18 protein-coding genes are annotated in these 15,852 nt (G+C 47.3%); 17 read left to right on the forward strand and 1 reads right to left on the reverse strand.

Going from position 1 to position 15,852, the window contains the following annotated elements; translation table 11 throughout:
* Nucleotides 1-3 precede the first annotated feature (3 nt).
* From V7Z60_RS01955 to flgL, 17 genes are all read left to right on the forward strand, one after another.
* A complete protein-coding gene (locus V7Z60_RS01955; RefSeq protein ID WP_334115865.1) occupies nucleotides 4-774 on the forward strand; it encodes a flagellar hook-basal body protein in 771 nt (256 codons plus the stop codon).
* Nucleotides 775-793: 19 nt separating this feature from the next.
* A complete protein-coding gene (locus tag V7Z60_RS01960; RefSeq protein ID WP_334115866.1) occupies nucleotides 794-1,504 on the forward strand; it encodes a cell division ATP-binding protein FtsE in 711 nt (236 codons plus the stop codon).
* 277 nt (nucleotides 1,505-1,781) lie between these two features.
* Complete coding sequence (locus V7Z60_RS01965; protein ID WP_334115867.1) at nucleotides 1,782-3,053, forward strand: methyl-accepting chemotaxis protein; 1,272 nt, start codon at nucleotides 1,782-1,784, stop codon at nucleotides 3,051-3,053.
* A gap of 14 nt (nucleotides 3,054-3,067) precedes the next feature.
* Nucleotides 3,068-3,592: a chemotaxis protein CheW gene (locus V7Z60_RS01970; RefSeq protein WP_334115868.1), complete on the forward strand. Its 525-nt coding sequence runs from the start codon at nucleotides 3,068-3,070 to the stop codon at nucleotides 3,590-3,592.
* Nucleotides 3,585-4,079, forward strand: a complete 495-nt coding sequence (locus V7Z60_RS01975; protein ID WP_334115869.1) for a chemotaxis protein CheD — start codon at nucleotides 3,585-3,587, stop codon at nucleotides 4,077-4,079. Before V7Z60_RS01970 ends, V7Z60_RS01975 begins: the two co-directional genes overlap by 8 nt.
* Before the next feature lie 16 nt (nucleotides 4,080-4,095).
* A complete protein-coding gene (locus tag V7Z60_RS01980) occupies nucleotides 4,096-5,136 on the forward strand; it encodes a protein-glutamate methylesterase/protein-glutamine glutaminase (protein WP_334115870.1) in 1,041 nt (346 codons plus the stop codon).
* Between the two features lie 5 nt (nucleotides 5,137-5,141).
* Nucleotides 5,142-5,912 (forward strand): CheR family methyltransferase, encoded by a 771-nt coding sequence (locus tag V7Z60_RS01985; RefSeq protein ID WP_334115871.1) that lies wholly within the window; start codon nucleotides 5,142-5,144, stop codon nucleotides 5,910-5,912.
* Nucleotides 5,913-5,938: 26 nt separating this feature from the next.
* Nucleotides 5,939-7,975: a chemotaxis protein CheA gene (locus V7Z60_RS01990; protein WP_334115872.1), complete on the forward strand. Its 2,037-nt coding sequence runs from the start codon at nucleotides 5,939-5,941 to the stop codon at nucleotides 7,973-7,975.
* An 11-nt stretch (nucleotides 7,976-7,986) separates the two neighbouring features.
* Nucleotides 7,987-8,586 (forward strand): chemotaxis protein CheC, encoded by a 600-nt coding sequence (locus V7Z60_RS01995; RefSeq protein ID WP_334115873.1) that lies wholly within the window; start codon nucleotides 7,987-7,989, stop codon nucleotides 8,584-8,586.
* 15 nt (nucleotides 8,587-8,601) lie between these two features.
* Nucleotides 8,602-8,964 (forward strand): response regulator, encoded by a 363-nt coding sequence (locus V7Z60_RS02000; RefSeq protein ID WP_334115874.1) that lies wholly within the window; start codon nucleotides 8,602-8,604, stop codon nucleotides 8,962-8,964.
* A gap of 21 nt (nucleotides 8,965-8,985) precedes the next feature.
* Nucleotides 8,986-9,411, forward strand: a complete 426-nt coding sequence (locus V7Z60_RS02005; protein ID WP_334115875.1) for a chemotaxis protein CheW — start codon at nucleotides 8,986-8,988, stop codon at nucleotides 9,409-9,411.
* Between the two features lie 58 nt (nucleotides 9,412-9,469).
* The gene (gene fliM / locus V7Z60_RS02010; protein WP_334115876.1) at nucleotides 9,470-10,480 is read left to right on the forward strand and encodes a flagellar motor switch protein FliM; all 1,011 of its coding nucleotides are present in this window, start codon (nucleotides 9,470-9,472) and stop codon (nucleotides 10,478-10,480) included.
* Complete coding sequence (fliY, locus tag V7Z60_RS02015; RefSeq protein ID WP_334115877.1) at nucleotides 10,477-11,733, forward strand: flagellar motor switch phosphatase FliY; 1,257 nt, start codon at nucleotides 10,477-10,479, stop codon at nucleotides 11,731-11,733. Before fliM ends, fliY begins: the two co-directional genes overlap by 4 nt.
* A gap of 168 nt (nucleotides 11,734-11,901) precedes the next feature.
* Nucleotides 11,902-12,189, forward strand: coding sequence for a flagellar biosynthesis anti-sigma factor FlgM (flgM, locus tag V7Z60_RS02020; RefSeq protein WP_334115878.1), 288 nt, complete (start codon nucleotides 11,902-11,904; stop codon nucleotides 12,187-12,189).
* Nucleotides 12,190-12,191: 2 nt separating this feature from the next.
* On the forward strand, nucleotides 12,192-12,551 hold the full coding sequence (locus V7Z60_RS02025) for a flagellar motor switch protein (protein ID WP_334115879.1): 360 nt from the start codon (nucleotides 12,192-12,194) through the stop codon (nucleotides 12,549-12,551).
* A gap of 14 nt (nucleotides 12,552-12,565) precedes the next feature.
* The gene (gene flgK / locus V7Z60_RS02030; RefSeq protein WP_334115880.1) at nucleotides 12,566-14,110 is read left to right on the forward strand and encodes a flagellar hook-associated protein FlgK; all 1,545 of its coding nucleotides are present in this window, start codon (nucleotides 12,566-12,568) and stop codon (nucleotides 14,108-14,110) included.
* 5 nt (nucleotides 14,111-14,115) lie between these two features.
* Nucleotides 14,116-15,036, forward strand: coding sequence for a flagellar hook-associated protein FlgL (gene flgL / locus V7Z60_RS02035; protein ID WP_334115881.1), 921 nt, complete (start codon nucleotides 14,116-14,118; stop codon nucleotides 15,034-15,036).
* A gap of 38 nt (nucleotides 15,037-15,074) precedes the next feature.
* Here flgL and V7Z60_RS02040 read toward each other — a convergent pair.
* Nucleotides 15,075-15,852, reverse strand: a 778-nt coding sequence (locus V7Z60_RS02040) for a hypothetical protein (RefSeq protein WP_334115882.1), incomplete at its 5' end; no start/stop codon positions are given.

Here is a 15,852-nt window from a genome sequence, read left to right on the forward strand (position 1 = left end):
ACAATGAACATGAGTCAGATTTTGTCCATCAGCCGTTCGGGGCTTAATGCCTATCAGCGCGAAATGGACGTCGTTTCAAACAACCTTGCGAACGTCGATACGCTCGGATACAAGGACAAGCGAACAACGTTTCAGGAACTTCTGAACAACGGAACCAACGCAAACGAGGTCGGCCTGTCGCAAAATGCAGGCAACGTTGCCATCAATGCCGGTCTCAACGTTCAGCAGGTCAACGAGAACTCAGTTCAGGGCGCGTTCAAGTCGACTGCCGGAACCTATGATCTGGCAATTGACGGTGAAGGATACTTCGGAGTCAGGGACGGCGCAAATAATCTGTACCTGACAAGGGACGGCAGCTTCAGGCGCGATGCCGACGGGAACCTTGTGACGAGCAGGGGAATGAAGGTTGAGGTTCAATCGAACGTTCCGTCAAGTCAATGGCCGAAAAACGGCGAGGTCAGCATTTCGACATCCGGGTATGTTTCAATCGGAAACGTCAGGGTCGGGCGCATCCTGCTGTTTCGTCCGCAGAATTCGATTGACATGAACGACATCGGAAACAATCTTTACCGTTGCGACGGGAACCTGATTTCATCGGCAAACACAAATGCCGGGTTCGGTCAGATCAACCAGGGACTGGTCGAAATGTCAAATGTTGACGTTGCCGATACGATGTCGAAGATGATCATCACCCAGCGCGCGTACCAGATGAACAGCAAGGCTCTTCAGTCAACGGACGAAATGCTGGAGACAATCAACAAGTTTACTGAATGATAATGGGGAATGATGTCTCGTGATTAAATTTACGCATATCAGCAAGAAATATGACAACGGAAATTATGGTCTGAAAGATGTCTCCTTCAGGATTGAACAGGGAGAATTTGTCTACGTCGTCGGGAAAAGCGGTGCGGGCAAGTCTACTCTTCTCAAGATGTTCAATCGTGAGGAAATACCGACATCAGGTGAAATCATGATGGGAAACGTCAGGATTTCGAGATTGAGGGACAGTCAGGTCTATAAGCTGAGACGCCAGGTCGGCGTAGTCCGGCAGAAGGACTTGTTTCTGCCTAATCGAAGTGCATATGAAAATGTCGAATATGTTCTGAGTGCGTGCGAAGTTCCTGAAGATGAATGGGACAAACGGATTCTGGATGCATTCACGACTGTTGGCATGTGGAATTTTCGCGAGCGTCGTACATATGAGTTGTCAATCGGACAACAGAAGAAAATTGCGATTGCAAGGGCAATCGTGACTTCGCCTCCGGTTTTGATTGCAGATGAGGCGACGGCCAATCTGGACAACCGGTCAGCGATGGACATAATGAAGCTTTTCAACAAGATCAACCGTCAGGGAATGACGGTCGTGTTTGCGACGCATGATTCGACGATGGTGAATACGCTGCGTCGGCGAACGCTGGAGCTTTCTTCCGGCAGCCTGGTCCGGGATGACAGAAGAGGTGGGTATTCGGCAACGGATGATCCGAAGAACGTGTACGTATGGTAGATGTGAACATTCAGTTTGAAGGACGGGGACTGCATTTTAAAGGAAAAATCACGAAAATTACAAATTTCAGATAAATCGTTCTATATTTTAGGCTAAAAATCACATAAATTCCGCATAGTAACACACAGGGTTTACTTAAAATTGCTTCATTATCAACCGATATGGATAGCATGGGATCGCTGTCGGATTAATATGCTTTTGTGAGGTGAAAGTGGTTTTTGGCTGGATCTACACAGAGATCAATTAGGATTAATTTCAGTTTGAAAGGAAAATCATCATGAATAACAAGACGAAGAATATTGTACAAAAACTAATTCCAGTGTTTGTAATGATCATAGTGGCGGTTGCCGGATATTTTCTGTGCGCACCGGAAAACGTGGTCACATACTGGGTACTGGCAGTTATTTTGATTGTCGCACAGGCAGTTTATCTCGTTTTCGGCGGCAGGATTGCCAGCCAGACAGGCGTCGGCACGAACCTGAAGTTCATTGAGGAACACATGGAACAGATTGCCAACGGCGATTTGAGAAACGTTGACGAACTGGGTGATGCAGAAGACGACATTACGGACATGGGCCGGGTTGCAACGGCGCTTCATGCAGTCGGCAATACGTTCAAGGGCTTTGCCGTTCAATGGGGCGAAGACACGAAGGACAACGAAAAGATGGTCGCAACGCTTTCATCTGCCTGCGGCAAGGCCAAGAGCTCGACGGAAAGCGTCGGTGACACGCTTTCAAAGCTTTCCGACACCTCACAGGTTCTGGCACAGCATGCGCAGACGGCAACTGAAGACATCGACTCACTTTCCTCGGATATTGAAAACATCAATGACGTAATCGGACGTCTCGGTGAATCTGCCGACAAGTCCCAGGAAACGAATCAGCGTAATACTGAAATCATGGGTGCCGTATCCAAGTCATGGAGTGCAGAACGTGAAAACCAGGCACGCCTCGTCAAGGAAATGGATGAAATGAACAAGGACATCCAGAACATCGGCAACATTGTTTCCCTGATCAACGACATTTCGGAACAGACGAACCTGCTTGCCCTGAACGCCTCCATCGAAGCTGCGCGTGCCGGTGAAGCCGGCAAGGGCTTTGCAATCGTTGCCGAAGAAGTCCGTTCCCTCGCTGAACAGTCAGGCAATTCCACAAAGAGCATCCGTGAAATCATCGAACAGATCAGAAACAAGTCTGAAAGAATCACAAGCGATTTGAACACGGCTTATGACAACGGAGCAGAACAAAATGAAGAACTCGGTCAGGCAATGGTTGCATCACGTGACATTTCCGACATCGTTTACGAATTCGCACAGGGCATCAAGGAGATGCAGACAAGCATCCAGGGTGTCGTTGACGTCAAGGACCGCGTAACGGATGCCTACACGAACATTGCGGAGGAGATCAGCCAGACTTCAGCCGGCACTCAACAGGTTGCCGCAAGTTTCGAAGATGTGCGCGACCTTATTTCCGAATTTGAAAAGAGCGTTGATGAATTGCAGGAAGCTGCTGACATCAAGAAGCTCCAGCAGGATGCATTCAAACTGTAGGACAAGACTGAACGATGAAAGGAAATGGCGGTAAAATGGAACAATATGTAGTATTTAAAAGTCATGATCAGCTTTTCGGATTGCCTGTGACTATTGTCCGTCGTGTTGTTGAGACAAACAAGTTCATTCCGCTTCCGGAAGTTGCAGATTATGTTTTAGGCGTTTACGAATATGAAGAACAGATGCTTCCGATTATCGATCTGGGACGCAAGCTCTTCAACGTTTTCACGGAGCAGACGCAGGAAGCCAAGGTCATCTTGTGCAACTGGAAGAAGCAGTCACTTGGAATCTACGTTGAAAAAATCGTCGGAATCGTCTATCTGGAAGACAATGACAATGAAAGGGAACTTGAAAAGGCAAAATTAAAGCGGGGCTATGTCGGCAAGTTCCTCAAGATGAATGATGATGTTGTCATTTCACTTGAACTGGATTATTTATTCGATAACAAGGAAGAAGACGGCCTCATGGAGTCACTTGATGATTTGGAAGCTGATCAGGCTTTGAAATCCAGTTCTTCTGAGGACGGGGAAAATGAATAGCGATGACATCAGGGTCGGAATTGCCGATTACAAAATTGGACAGGCACCGCATCGCATAATGACGGTCGGGCTTGGTTCCTGCATCGGAACGATTATTTACGATGAAAGGAGCAAGGTCGGCGGCTTGAGTCATATCATGCTGCCGGACAGCAGACCGTTTGCGACAAAGTCTGATATCAATCCGGCCAAGTTTGCTGATACGGCAATTCCCTTGATGTATCAGCAGTTAAAAAGAAAGGTGCCGAACGGGCGTTTTAAGGCAAAAGTTGTTGGCGGGGCCAATATGTTTTCCTTCAAATCTGCAACATCGGGAACAGGCAATATCGGGCAGCGGAATGCCGAAGCTGTCATGGAAGTCTTAAAGGAGCTGCGTATTCCGGTCGTAGCATCGCATACAGGCGGAAATTCGGGGAGGACGATGATTGTTGATCTCAATGACTTCACCTGCATGGTGAGAATTGTGCATCAGGATGTGATTTATATTTAGAAGGGAAGATACCTCGTTGATAAGAGTATTAATAGTTGATGATTCAGCTTTCATGCGTAAAGTGATCACTGACCTTTTAAAGAAGATGAATGGCGTTGAGCCGGCTGATATTGCCAGAAACGGCAAGGCTGCGGTTGATTACCTGGCAACCCATGATGACATCGATTTAGTGCTGATGGACATTGAAATGCCTGTCATGAACGGTATCGAGGCTCTGAAGCAGATCAGGCAGAAATATTCAACGCCGGTTATCATGCTCAGTGCATTAAGCAACAAGAAAGTTACAATCGAAGCTTTGGAGCTTGGGGCAACGGATTTCGTAACGAAGCCCGTTAACCTGACTGCAATTGAAAGAGACTGGACGCGCGATCTGGAACGCAAGATCAAGGGATCTCAGATGAAGAAGAACGAGCGTCTTCATCCGACGGTCGAACGGGACAAAATGCTGCGTCAGGAAGTTGAGCTTAAGGAAAAGAAGTCGGAAGTGGAATTGAACCGCGGAATCCACGCTTTGGTAATCGGCTCTTCAACCGGAGGGCCAAGATCACTTCTGACGGTTGCCAAGGCCTTGCCGAGAAAAGCAAAGGTTCCGATTTTCATTGTTCAGCATATGCCGAAGGGATTTACGAAATCATTTGCTGAAAGGCTTGATGCCGAATGTGGACCGCATGTCGTTGAAGCACAGGACGGAATGACGGTTGAGCCGAACACGGTCTATCTTGCTCCAGGGGATTATCATATGACGACTGACGGCGTCAGGATTTTCCTGAACCAGGAGCCAAAACTTCACGGCACCCGTCCTGCCGTTGATTATCTGTTCAAGAGTGCAGCCAAAGCCTACCGCAATCATCTGGTAGCGGTCATCCTGACCGGCATGGGTCATGACGGGGCTGACGGAATGGTCGAGATTGCCAGAAACGGTGGGTATAATTTTGCACAGAATAAGGAAACGTGCGTCGTCTTCGGAATGCCAAGGGCTGCAATTGAAAAAGACGTCGTGAATGAAGTCCTCGGACTTGATGAGATTGCAACTAAAGTAAATCGGATTGTTAGGTGATCAAGATGGCAATGAACTTTGATTTTTTCAACAAATGGGTCCAGGATAATCTGGGCATCCGTTTGGAAGCATATAAGGAACGCCAAATGCAGCGTCGAATCGGAAATATCATGCAGACGACGGGAGCGAAGACTCTGGAGGAATATGCGAAGATTCTTTCGAAAGACAGCAAGGCCCGTGAGGAATTCATCGAGCATTTGACGATTAACGTGACTGAATTTTACAGAAACAAGGATATTTTCGACGAGTTTGAAGACGTCCTGAACAAAATCGTGGTAAAGAATACGTCAAGGCCAAAGATCTGGAGTGCAGCCTGCTCTACCGGGGCTGAACCGTACACACTTGCAATGATTCTTGACAAGAACGGAATCAACGGTTCAATCGTTGCAACGGACATTGACAAGGTTATCCTGGACAAGGCGAAAAGCGGACGGTATTCTCTGCACGAGCTTAAGAACGTTTCAAAAACGGATATCAGCAAGTACTTTTCAAAAAGAGAAGATGGCGATTATGAAGTAAAGCCGGGGTTAAAGCAAAAAATCACCTTCAAACGACATGATTTGCTGAAGGATCGCTACGAAAGTCACTGTGACGTAATTGTATGTCGGAATGTGACAATTTACTTCAAGCCTGACGCCCGTGACGAAGTCTATCGGAATTTTGCTGATGCGCTCAACAAGGGAGGAATCTTCTTCACCGGTGCAACGGAAACAATCAATAATCCGGAACAGTTCGGATTGAAGAAGATTGCTTCATTCATCTATCAGAAGGCATAGGCTGAAGAGAAGGAGGAAAAAAATTCATGGCTGATGACAACAGTGTTTATCGCGATCTCTTCTTTGAAGAAAGTGATGACAATTTACAAACATTAAACGACAGTATTCTTGAACTTGAACAGGAGCCGGACAACATTGATCTGATTAACAGCATTTTCCGCGTTGCCCATACCTTAAAGGGCATGTCCGCAACGATGGGCTATGACGTTATGACCAAGCTCACTCACAAGATGGAAGACATGTTCGACCTCTTCAAGACCGGCAAGATGAAGATCAATACTGATCACATCTCACTTGTCTTCAAGTGCCTGGACAAGCTGCAGGAACTGGTTGACGACCTGCGTGATGACAAGGAACTTGAAGAAAGCCAGATTACCGATCTCTGGAACGAACTTGACCGCGTCGAATCATCTGCCGGGGCCGGTGGTGAAACCGAAGCGCCAGCTCCAGTTGAGGAACACGACGAAGGAGCCTTGTCAACGAAATTTGAATATTATGACGATGCCGATACAGACGTCGTCAATGATGCCAAAAGTAACGGGATGAATGCCTATACGATTGCAATCCGCCTCGACAAGGACACGATGCTCAAGGGGCCACGCGTGTTCCTGATTACGGAACATCTTGAAAAAGACGGTGAAATCATCAGGACGGAACCGTCGGCTGACCTGCTTGAAGACGGCGACTTCGACACTGATTTCAGAATGATCTATCTGACCAAGGACAGTATTGATGACGTCAAGCATATCATCGAGTCAAATACGGAAATCGACAGCTATATCGTTGAGGAATTCAAGGAACCTGAGGCAGCAGAGGAAAAGAAGGCAGAAGAAAAGCCTGCAGCAGAGGAAAAACCTGCAGCAGAGAAGAAGAAAGCTGCAGGAAAACCTGCAGCAAAAGCTCAGACACCTGCGCACAAGTCTAAAAATCAGTCGATTCGTGTCGATTTGACGAGACTTGACCGTTTCCTGAATCTCGTTTCAGAAATCGTGGTTTACAGAAATCAGCTCGAAGATGCGACGAATCGCGAAAGCATCGGTGAAATCCGCGATTCACTTGAGCAGGTTTCGCGACTGACTTCCGAACTGCAGGATCTTGTCTTGAAAATCCGTATGCAGCAAGTCAGCGTTGTATTTTCACGTTTCCCACGGATGGTGCGTGATTTGTCCAACCAGCTGAACAAGGAAATGAAGCTTGAAATCATCGGTGAGGAAACGGAACTGGACAAGACGGTTGTTTCGGAACTTTCCGAACCGTTGATCCACCTGCTCAGAAATTCAGCTGATCACGGCATTGAAGATCCGGAAACAAGAAAGAAGCTCGGCAAGCCGGAAGTCGGGACAATCACGCTTGCAGCCTATCAGGAAGGCAACAAGGTCCTGATTACCCTTTCTGATGACGGCAAGGGATTAAAACCTGAAATCATCAAGGCAAGTGCTGAAAAGAAGGGAATCGATACGACGGGAATGACCGATCGCGAGATTCAGATGCTTGTCTTCCACCCCGGTTTTTCGACTGCAAAGAAGATTACGAATATTTCTGGACGCGGTGTCGGTCTTGATGCCGTCCAGGCAAAGATTACAGAACTTGGCGGATCCATTGAAATGGACAGCAAGGTTGACGTAGGGACGACATTTATCATAAAATTACCATTAACTTTATCAATTATTCAAGCTTTAATGGTACAAATTGGTAAGGAGAGTTTTGCGATTCCGCTGGATGTCGTTGAACGTGTTGTAATGGTTCGCGAAAAGGACATCATGCAAACCTCCAGTCAGGAAGTATGCAAGTTCCAGGAGGGCTTGATTCCAATCATCAGAACGGACAAGCTGTTGCAGGTGCCTTCTTCTTCATCGGACAAGAAATATGCAATTATCGTCAAGAGCGGCAAGCAGTACTATGGCGTGCTGGTTGACCGGATGGTCGGACAGCAGGAAATCGTCATCAAGAAGATTGATCCGATGCTTCAGAAGATCAAGAAGTACCAGGGTGCAACGATTCTTGGAAACGGCTCAATTGCCTTGATTCTTGACGTAAATGCAATTTGCAGCGGTCGAAAGTAAGGAGCTTTGTCATGGCTAAGAAATACACCGATTTAGAACTTGACGGATTGAAGGAAATCATGAATATCGGCGGTGGAAATGCTGCAACGAGCATTTCGCAGATGGTTAACAGCAAGATCGACATGAAGGTTCCGAGCGTGGAAATCCTGTCATACGACGATTTATACAAGCGCGTGATAGCCGATGATGTCGAGGTTCATGCGATTTTAAGCCGATTCGTGGGTGATTTTGAAGGAGCTTTGCTGTTCGTTCTCTCTGACGCTGCAGCAGATAAGCTTGCCGGACTTATGATGGGCAGCGACGTTGAAGGAGTTTCCAGGGAGGTCAAGGCCTCGGCCGTGAGCGAACTGACGAATATCGTGTCAAACTCGTTTCTTCGGGCAATCGGAACGATGCTTAACATCCAGTTGATTGCCTCGCTGCCTGCAACTTCGTATGATTATTTCGGTGCCGTGATTTCAAGTGCATACATGGCGCTGGATCAGTATGACGAGCAGGTGATGGTAATCAGAAACGAGTTTCTGTACATGGATGACAAGCTGGATGCATCGCTGTTCTTGATACCTGAAGTCGGCATGCTTGACAGAATGTTTAAGTCATTAGGAATTTGAGAGGAGATAACTACAGTGGCAAAAAGAATTTTAATCGTAGACGACGCGGTCTTCATGCGTATGAAATTGAAGGACATTTTGGAAAAGAACGGCTATGAAGTGGCCGGCGAAGCGCAGAACGGTCAGGAAGCATTTGACAAGTATCAGGCTGAAAAGCCGGATCTTGTCACGATGGACATCACGATGCCTGAAGTTGACGGACTTCAGGCCCTGAAGATGATCAAGCAGGCAGATGCCGGTGCAAAGGTTGTCATGTGCAGTGCCATGGGTCAGCAGGGCATGGTTATGGATGCAATCAAGTCCGGTGCCGTTGACTTCATCGTCAAGCCGTTCGATACGGAACGTGTTATCCAGGCTCTGGACAAGGCACTTTCTTAATGATTTGGAGATGATGACATTATGCAGATGATCATGTTCAAAATGAGCGATGAGTATTATCTTATTTCTGCCAAGTCGGTTGAGGAAATCATCGATACTGTTCCGATTACATATGTTCCGCTTGCTCCGAACTGGGTCAAGGGGCTGATCAACCTTCGCGGCAACGTGATGACCGTAATCGGACTGTCTGAATTGATTGGTATTCCTTCTCCTGAAAAGTGCATGAACATCCTCATTATGAAGAATGAAGAAAATGAAGAGGAACGAAAGGGTCTTCTGATTGAAGAGGTCAGCGAGGTTGTCGATATCAATGAGGAAGACATCGAGCTTCCACCTGAAAAGGCAGACGGGACAACCTATGTCGGAGTCGTTTCGTTCGAAGACAAGGTGGCCAACGTCGTCAATGTTTCAAAAATGATTTTTGAGGAAAATACGGCAAAGGCTTAAAAACAGTCAGCAGTTAGTTGTTTGATCAGGAATTTAAATCGGAAAAGGAAGGATACATGTGGATCAGGTACTGTCGCAAGAAGAAATCGACGCTCTTCTCAACGCAATGAATACCGGTGAGATCAGCGAAGATACAATCGAAGAGGAAAAAAACGATGCGCCTAAAGTCAGGGAATATGACTTCAGACGCCCAACGCGCCTTTCAAAAGAATACATCAATACCCTGCACATGATCTTCGAGGACTTTTCCAAGATGACCGGTAATGTATTGTCAACGCAGCTCAGGACGAATGTTTCCGTTGATCTGGCCGCAATCGAGCAGGTCAGTTACGATGAATTCATGCATTCGATTCCAAGGGTAACCTTGCTTGGGATGTTCCACTCTGAGCCTTTAAAGGGCACACAGCTGCTGGAAATAAATCCCCAGCTATGCAGCTTGATGGTTGAACTTTTATGCGGGGGACTTGACGTCAGGACACAGCATCCTGATGAAAAGATTGCCTCGCTTGAATCGTTTTCCGATATCGATCTGGCATTGATGCGCGAACTTTTCAAGGAAATTGTGAACGTTTATAAGACGTCATGGAAAGATATCGTCGAGCTTGATTCGAAGTTTGACACAATCGATACGAATCCGCAGCTTTCACAGGCAATGTCGCCAAATGAACCAGTCGTGTTAGTAACCTTTACAGTCAAGGTGTTTCAAATCAGCACTTTCATCAACTTATGCATTCCATATGTCTTCTTTGAAGGTATCTTGGATAAGTTAAGTATCCGTAATTGGTTCGATTCCAGCAAAGATGACAATGAGGATGATTCACTTGAAATCAAACGCGGATTGAACAATGTCGAGATGGTGATCGAAACAAAACTGGGCGGTGCACAAATGAGTTTTGCGGACTTCCTGAACTTGGAAGCAGGGGATGTCATTCGACTGGACAGGAAGACAACTTCACCGTTGGAAACTTATATTGAGGGTGAACCATTCTTTTATGTCAAACCGGGCCAGAAGGATGGACAGCTGGCAATCGAATTACTGGATAAGATGGAAGGAGAAGAGGATCAATGAGCGACGGTTTATCACAAGCAGAAATTGATGCATTGATGAATGGCGGTTCAGCCGCATCAGGAGATGACAGCAAGGAAGAAAAATTGGAAGAAAAGACGGAAGAATCTGAAGCAGAGATTGAAAAGAAAGCCGTGGAAGATGCAGCGCTCGAAACTGACGATGAAATCATCGCCGGTATGGATGAACAGGCCCGGATGGATCTGATCGGGGAAGTCGGCAACATTTCGATGTCACAGGCGGCAACGACGCTTTCTTCGATTCTCAATCACCGTGTTTCGATTACGACTCCGAGAGTGACGAAGGTCAAGTTCAAATCCCTGATGGAGGGAATCAAGACGCCAAAGGTCGCAACGACGGTTGAGTATAAGGAAGGCGTAATCGGGACCAACCTGATGCTTCTGCAGGTCAGGGACGCTTCGATCATTGCCGATTTGATGATGGGTGGTCCCGGGAATGCCAAGGATGAAGGCGAATTCGGTGATCTGGAACTCAGTGCAGTCGCTGAAGCCATGAATCAGATGATTGGTTCTGCATCAACGTCCATGGCAACGATGATCAATCGCAAGGTCGATATTCTGCCGCCAACGGTCAAGCTTTGGGGAGAACCGGCAAACATCAGCTATGACGGCATCAATCCCGACAGCATCGTTTACCGGATATCGTTTAATCTGGACGTTGAAGGACTGATTGAAAGTGAAATCATGCAGATTTTCACAAAGGAAATGGTCAACGACATTGCGGCCGCAATGATGGCCGACAAGGCAACGGTCGTTAACGACCGTGAGGTTCCTGCAGATGAGCAGAAGGCACCGGCCGCACCGCAGCCTGAACCGGCTCCGGCTGCTCCGACGCCACAGCCGCAAGCACAAGCTCAACCGCAGCCACAGCCACAACCGCAAGTTGCACCACAGCCTGCACCGCAGCCAAAGCAGCCGCCTGTCGAGGTCAGTCAGCCGTCGTTCCAGACGCTTGACGGTCATGCACAGGCAGAAGGAGACAATCTTGACCTGTTGATGGACATTCCGCTTAACTTGAGCGTTGTACTCGGGACAAGCAGGAAGTCCGTCCGTGAGATTCTAAGTTTCAACACCGGGTCTGTCATCGAACTTGACAAGCTGACCGATGAACCGCTTGACATTTTGCTTAACGGAAAGTTGATTGCCCAGGGCGAAGTCGTCGTCATTAATGACAACTTCGGCGTCCGCATCACGAACATTATGTCACAGAGCCAGAGAATCAATAATATGCGATAATAAAAAAGGAGCCTGCGACAGGCTTCTTTTTTATTGTGAATTTTATTTCGCTTTGTTTTCCCAAAAAATTCATCATTTTGAAAAAAACTGAATTTTGAGGTTTAACTTTTTTTCTACCTGTCGATATAATATATTGAGCAGAAAAATCGTTTAAGGAGGCGAACTTCCATGAAGATCCAAAGAAGTTATACAGAATACACGAACTTACCAACTGTTAAGGGTTCTAAGAACGCTGCCAGGCAAAGTCAGGCAGTCAATGCCTCAAATGACAGGATTAACCTTTCAGATACGGCAAAGAAGCTTCTTTCCGGTGCTGAAGTCCAGTCCTCTCATTCAGGCATTGATGCCGACAAGGTTGCACGTTTGAAGGCCGCGATTAACGACGGGTCGTATCATGTATCAGCTGGAAGAATTGCTGACAGGATGCTTGAGGCCGTCGATGAAGAGAGGGCATGAACATGAACGAGGCAGAATTTCAACGCAGTTTAACGAGATTCAAGGCTGTTTTGAAGCGTGAAAAACGCTATTTGATTAAAAATGACGGTGAAAAGGTGACTGAAATCGTTCCCGAAAAGGAGAAGTTCATTCCGGTTTTCGAGAACTACGACGGTCCTGTTTCCGAAAAGACGAAGGCAATGATTGATGAGATTCAGGAACTGCAGTCAGTGAACTTGATGCTGACGAATCAGGCGATTGCCTTTCAAAAAACATTGATGGATGCGATTCAGGCCAACTTGAAGCAGCCAAGTGGAACATATTCGAAGTACAGGCAGACGCCAACGGAAAGTTCGGTGTCCCTGGTTGATCAGCAGGCCTGAGAGGAGGAGAATACATGTCAGGTTTATTTGGAACACTGGGTACGGCCACGAGCGGCATCACAGCCAATCAGGTCGCCCTTCAGACAACTGCACATAATATTGCGAACACGAATACGGACGGCTATTCAAGGCAGCGTGTCCACATGACGACGAAGCCTCCATATGTCCTCGCAGGAACAGGAACAATCGGAACCGGCGTTAACGTTACTGGCGTTGAACGCGTGGTTGACGATTTCGTTCGTTCCCAGATCCGTGAGGCAAATTCTAAGTACACTTACAATACGCAAAAATCCGACACTCTCGGTCAGTTGGAAGATATTTTGCATGAGCCGTCAGACGACGGCGTGATCAAGGCACTCAACACCTTGACCGACAGCTGGCAGAAACTGGCTGAAAACCCCGAACTCGGGACTTCCAAGACACTGGTTGTTGAAAATGCCAACTCGTTTGCCGATTCGATTCACCAGATGGCAACGCAGATTAATCAGCTTCACAAGGATTCGATTTCGAATCTGCAGAAGTCAGTGCTTGACTTCAATGAAAAGGTCGATCAGCTGGCAGACATCAACAAGAAGCTGTTCACGCTGACTTCCCGCGGTGAGACGCCAAACGATCTGCTGGATCAGCGCGACACCCTGCTGAAGGATATTTCAGGTCTTGTTAACATCAATACCGAATTTGACGAATACGGACGCACGACGCTGACAGTTGACGGACAGACGATGCTTGACTTCAAGAATGAAACGCACAACACGCTCAGCGTCGTTGTCGGAACGGATGCAAACGGCAATGCGCTTGTGTCCGACCGCGGCGACTCCTCGAAGGCAAACGTTTCTCTTGGAAGTCAGGCTGAAGTCGGCACGGTCATGCTGACGAAGAAGGATGATGCAGGAAATGCGACGTATTCTGAAATCAAGACTTCAGAAGGCGACATGGGTGGCTATCAGGAATCTGCCAAGGAAATCCTTGAACATATGGACGAGCTGAATGACTTCATTGCCAAGATTGGCAAGGCAACCAACATGGTCATGACAGGCGGACAGGACAAGCTTGACGGATTCTTCACATTGGGAAATGATCCTTCGAGGTATGCGCTTGACTTCAAGGTCAACGATGCAATTGCAAAGGATCCTTCAAAGATTCCGGCCGGCAAGGCACTTGACGGAACTGGCAGTGCCGGTGACGGCTCCAGGGCCCTGGCCGTTGCATGGGCAATGAAGACAAAGTTCAAGACGCCTGTAAGTGACGCCGATCTCGATACTTATGATGATTCGACGATGAAGTTCACTGAGAGCCAGGACGGTCAGACGTTTGCCGAAACATTCAACAACATCGTGACGAAGAACGGGATTTCAAAGCAGAAGGCAGACAACATGGCTTCTGCGCAGAAGGTTGTCCTGAATAACCTGGAAACCAAAAATGAATCAATGTCAGGAGTCAACATCAACGAAGAGATGTCAGACGTAATCAAGTTCCAGCAGGGATTCCAGGCAAATACCAGAGTGCTGAGCGTAATTGCAGAAATGCTCGATACGCTTGTCAACAAGACGGGGGTGTGATTTAGATGCGAATTTCAACTAACATGGTCAATGCCGATTTCCTGAATAATCTGGCAACAACGACAAACAAGGTTCAGAATACGATGAATCAGCTGTCAAGCTTGAAGGAGGTCAACAAGGCCTCCGACAATCCCCTGCTTGTCTCGAAGATTCTTGACCTGAACGTGTCCATTTCAGAGAACAGTTCATATGCAACGACAATCAGTGATGCCAAGGACTGGACGGCAACCCAGGACGGTGCCCTGCAGCTTGTTGAGACGTCGATGAACAACATCCGCAACATCGTCGTTGCCGTCAATAACTCGGGAACTTTGACCGATGCCGAATACAAGGCATACAGGTCCGAGCTTCAGCAGGAAATCGGCACGATTGTAGATGCGATGAACACCAACTATGACGGACGCTACATCTTCGGCGGTTCGAAGACGACGGAACCTCCGTTTGAACTCACAAAGGATGCAAACGGCGAAGTCAACGGATTGAAGTATAACGGCGATGAGACCGACCTTCCGCGTGAAATCTCAAACGGCGTCTCAATCGATCTTTTGACCAACGGCAATACAATCATGAATGCACAGGGTGCCGGGGGTGATCTGGGAACGTTCTTCAGTGAACTCGTTGATGATCTTGACAAGCATGATGAAGCATCAATTGCGGACTTGTCAAAGAAACTCGGTGACGTTGACCTGTTCAAGAACAACATCGTCAACTACAACACCCGCATCGGAGCGATTGAAAACCGTCTCGATGCAGCCAAGGACCGCAATGACAGCGAGAAGATAACGTTGAAGAACACGTTGTCAACGCGCCAGGACGTTGATATTGCAGAGAAGTACATGGAATATCAGAATCAGATGCTCGCCTACAAGTCAACGCTTGCGATGGGCACGAAGATCATGCAGACCACGGTTCTTGATTATATGTAAAAAAACTTGGGACTCAATGAGTTCCAAGTTTTTTGCTTTTAAGAATTCAGTCTGTCGTATCTGCAGCTGATTTCGTTCATGACGTCGGAAAGCAGCATCTCGGTGATTTCCTCTTCGCTGAAGACCAGTTTCAAGATGGAATCCGTCAGAAGCTTGCGGGCGCTTTGTCTGAGCGCGGTAACTGGACTTGCTTCCCCGTTTAATTCGTCCTGACAGAATTTTTCATAGATTTCAATTGTCTTGCTTAAATTGAACGCATTCAGAACCTCACCGATGACCTGGTGTTCCTTTTCATAGATATATCTGCAGTTCTTCTTGTTTTCAAAGTACATTTGCGGTGACGTTTTCAGAAGATAGCGGGTCTGGCTGTCGCAGAACGTGACGGCCATCGTTTCCTCATCAGAACGCAGGTCGATCTTGACCTTGTTCAGCATGATCCAGTTTGTTGAATGACGATAGGTCCCGCCAAGCGGCATAAGCTCGATTTCCCCCCACACATAGCTCAGGGGAGCAATGCGCTTTTTCTGCTTAAGTCCAAGACAGGCGCGGTCGACGAAAAGTCCGATTCCCTGTGTGTCAATCAATTCGTTAATCAGGCGCCTGGTATGCTTTTGAGTGACAATTACCCGGTCATTTTCAACAATCATTGTGTTGATTCTGGAAAATTGAGGGTATTCCCCCTCATCCGGCCTGAAGTTCAAGATCAGATTGGTCTTGCAGATGTTGATTCTTGCCTCTCTTTCGAACACGGCATGCCGCATCAAATGCCTGAATCCGTCCTTTGAAAAGTCAACTACCTGACAACATCCGCAGTTT

Source organism: Ligilactobacillus sp. (genome assembly GCF_036846325.1).
Classification (GTDB): domain Bacteria; phylum Bacillota; class Bacilli; order Lactobacillales; family Lactobacillaceae; genus Ligilactobacillus.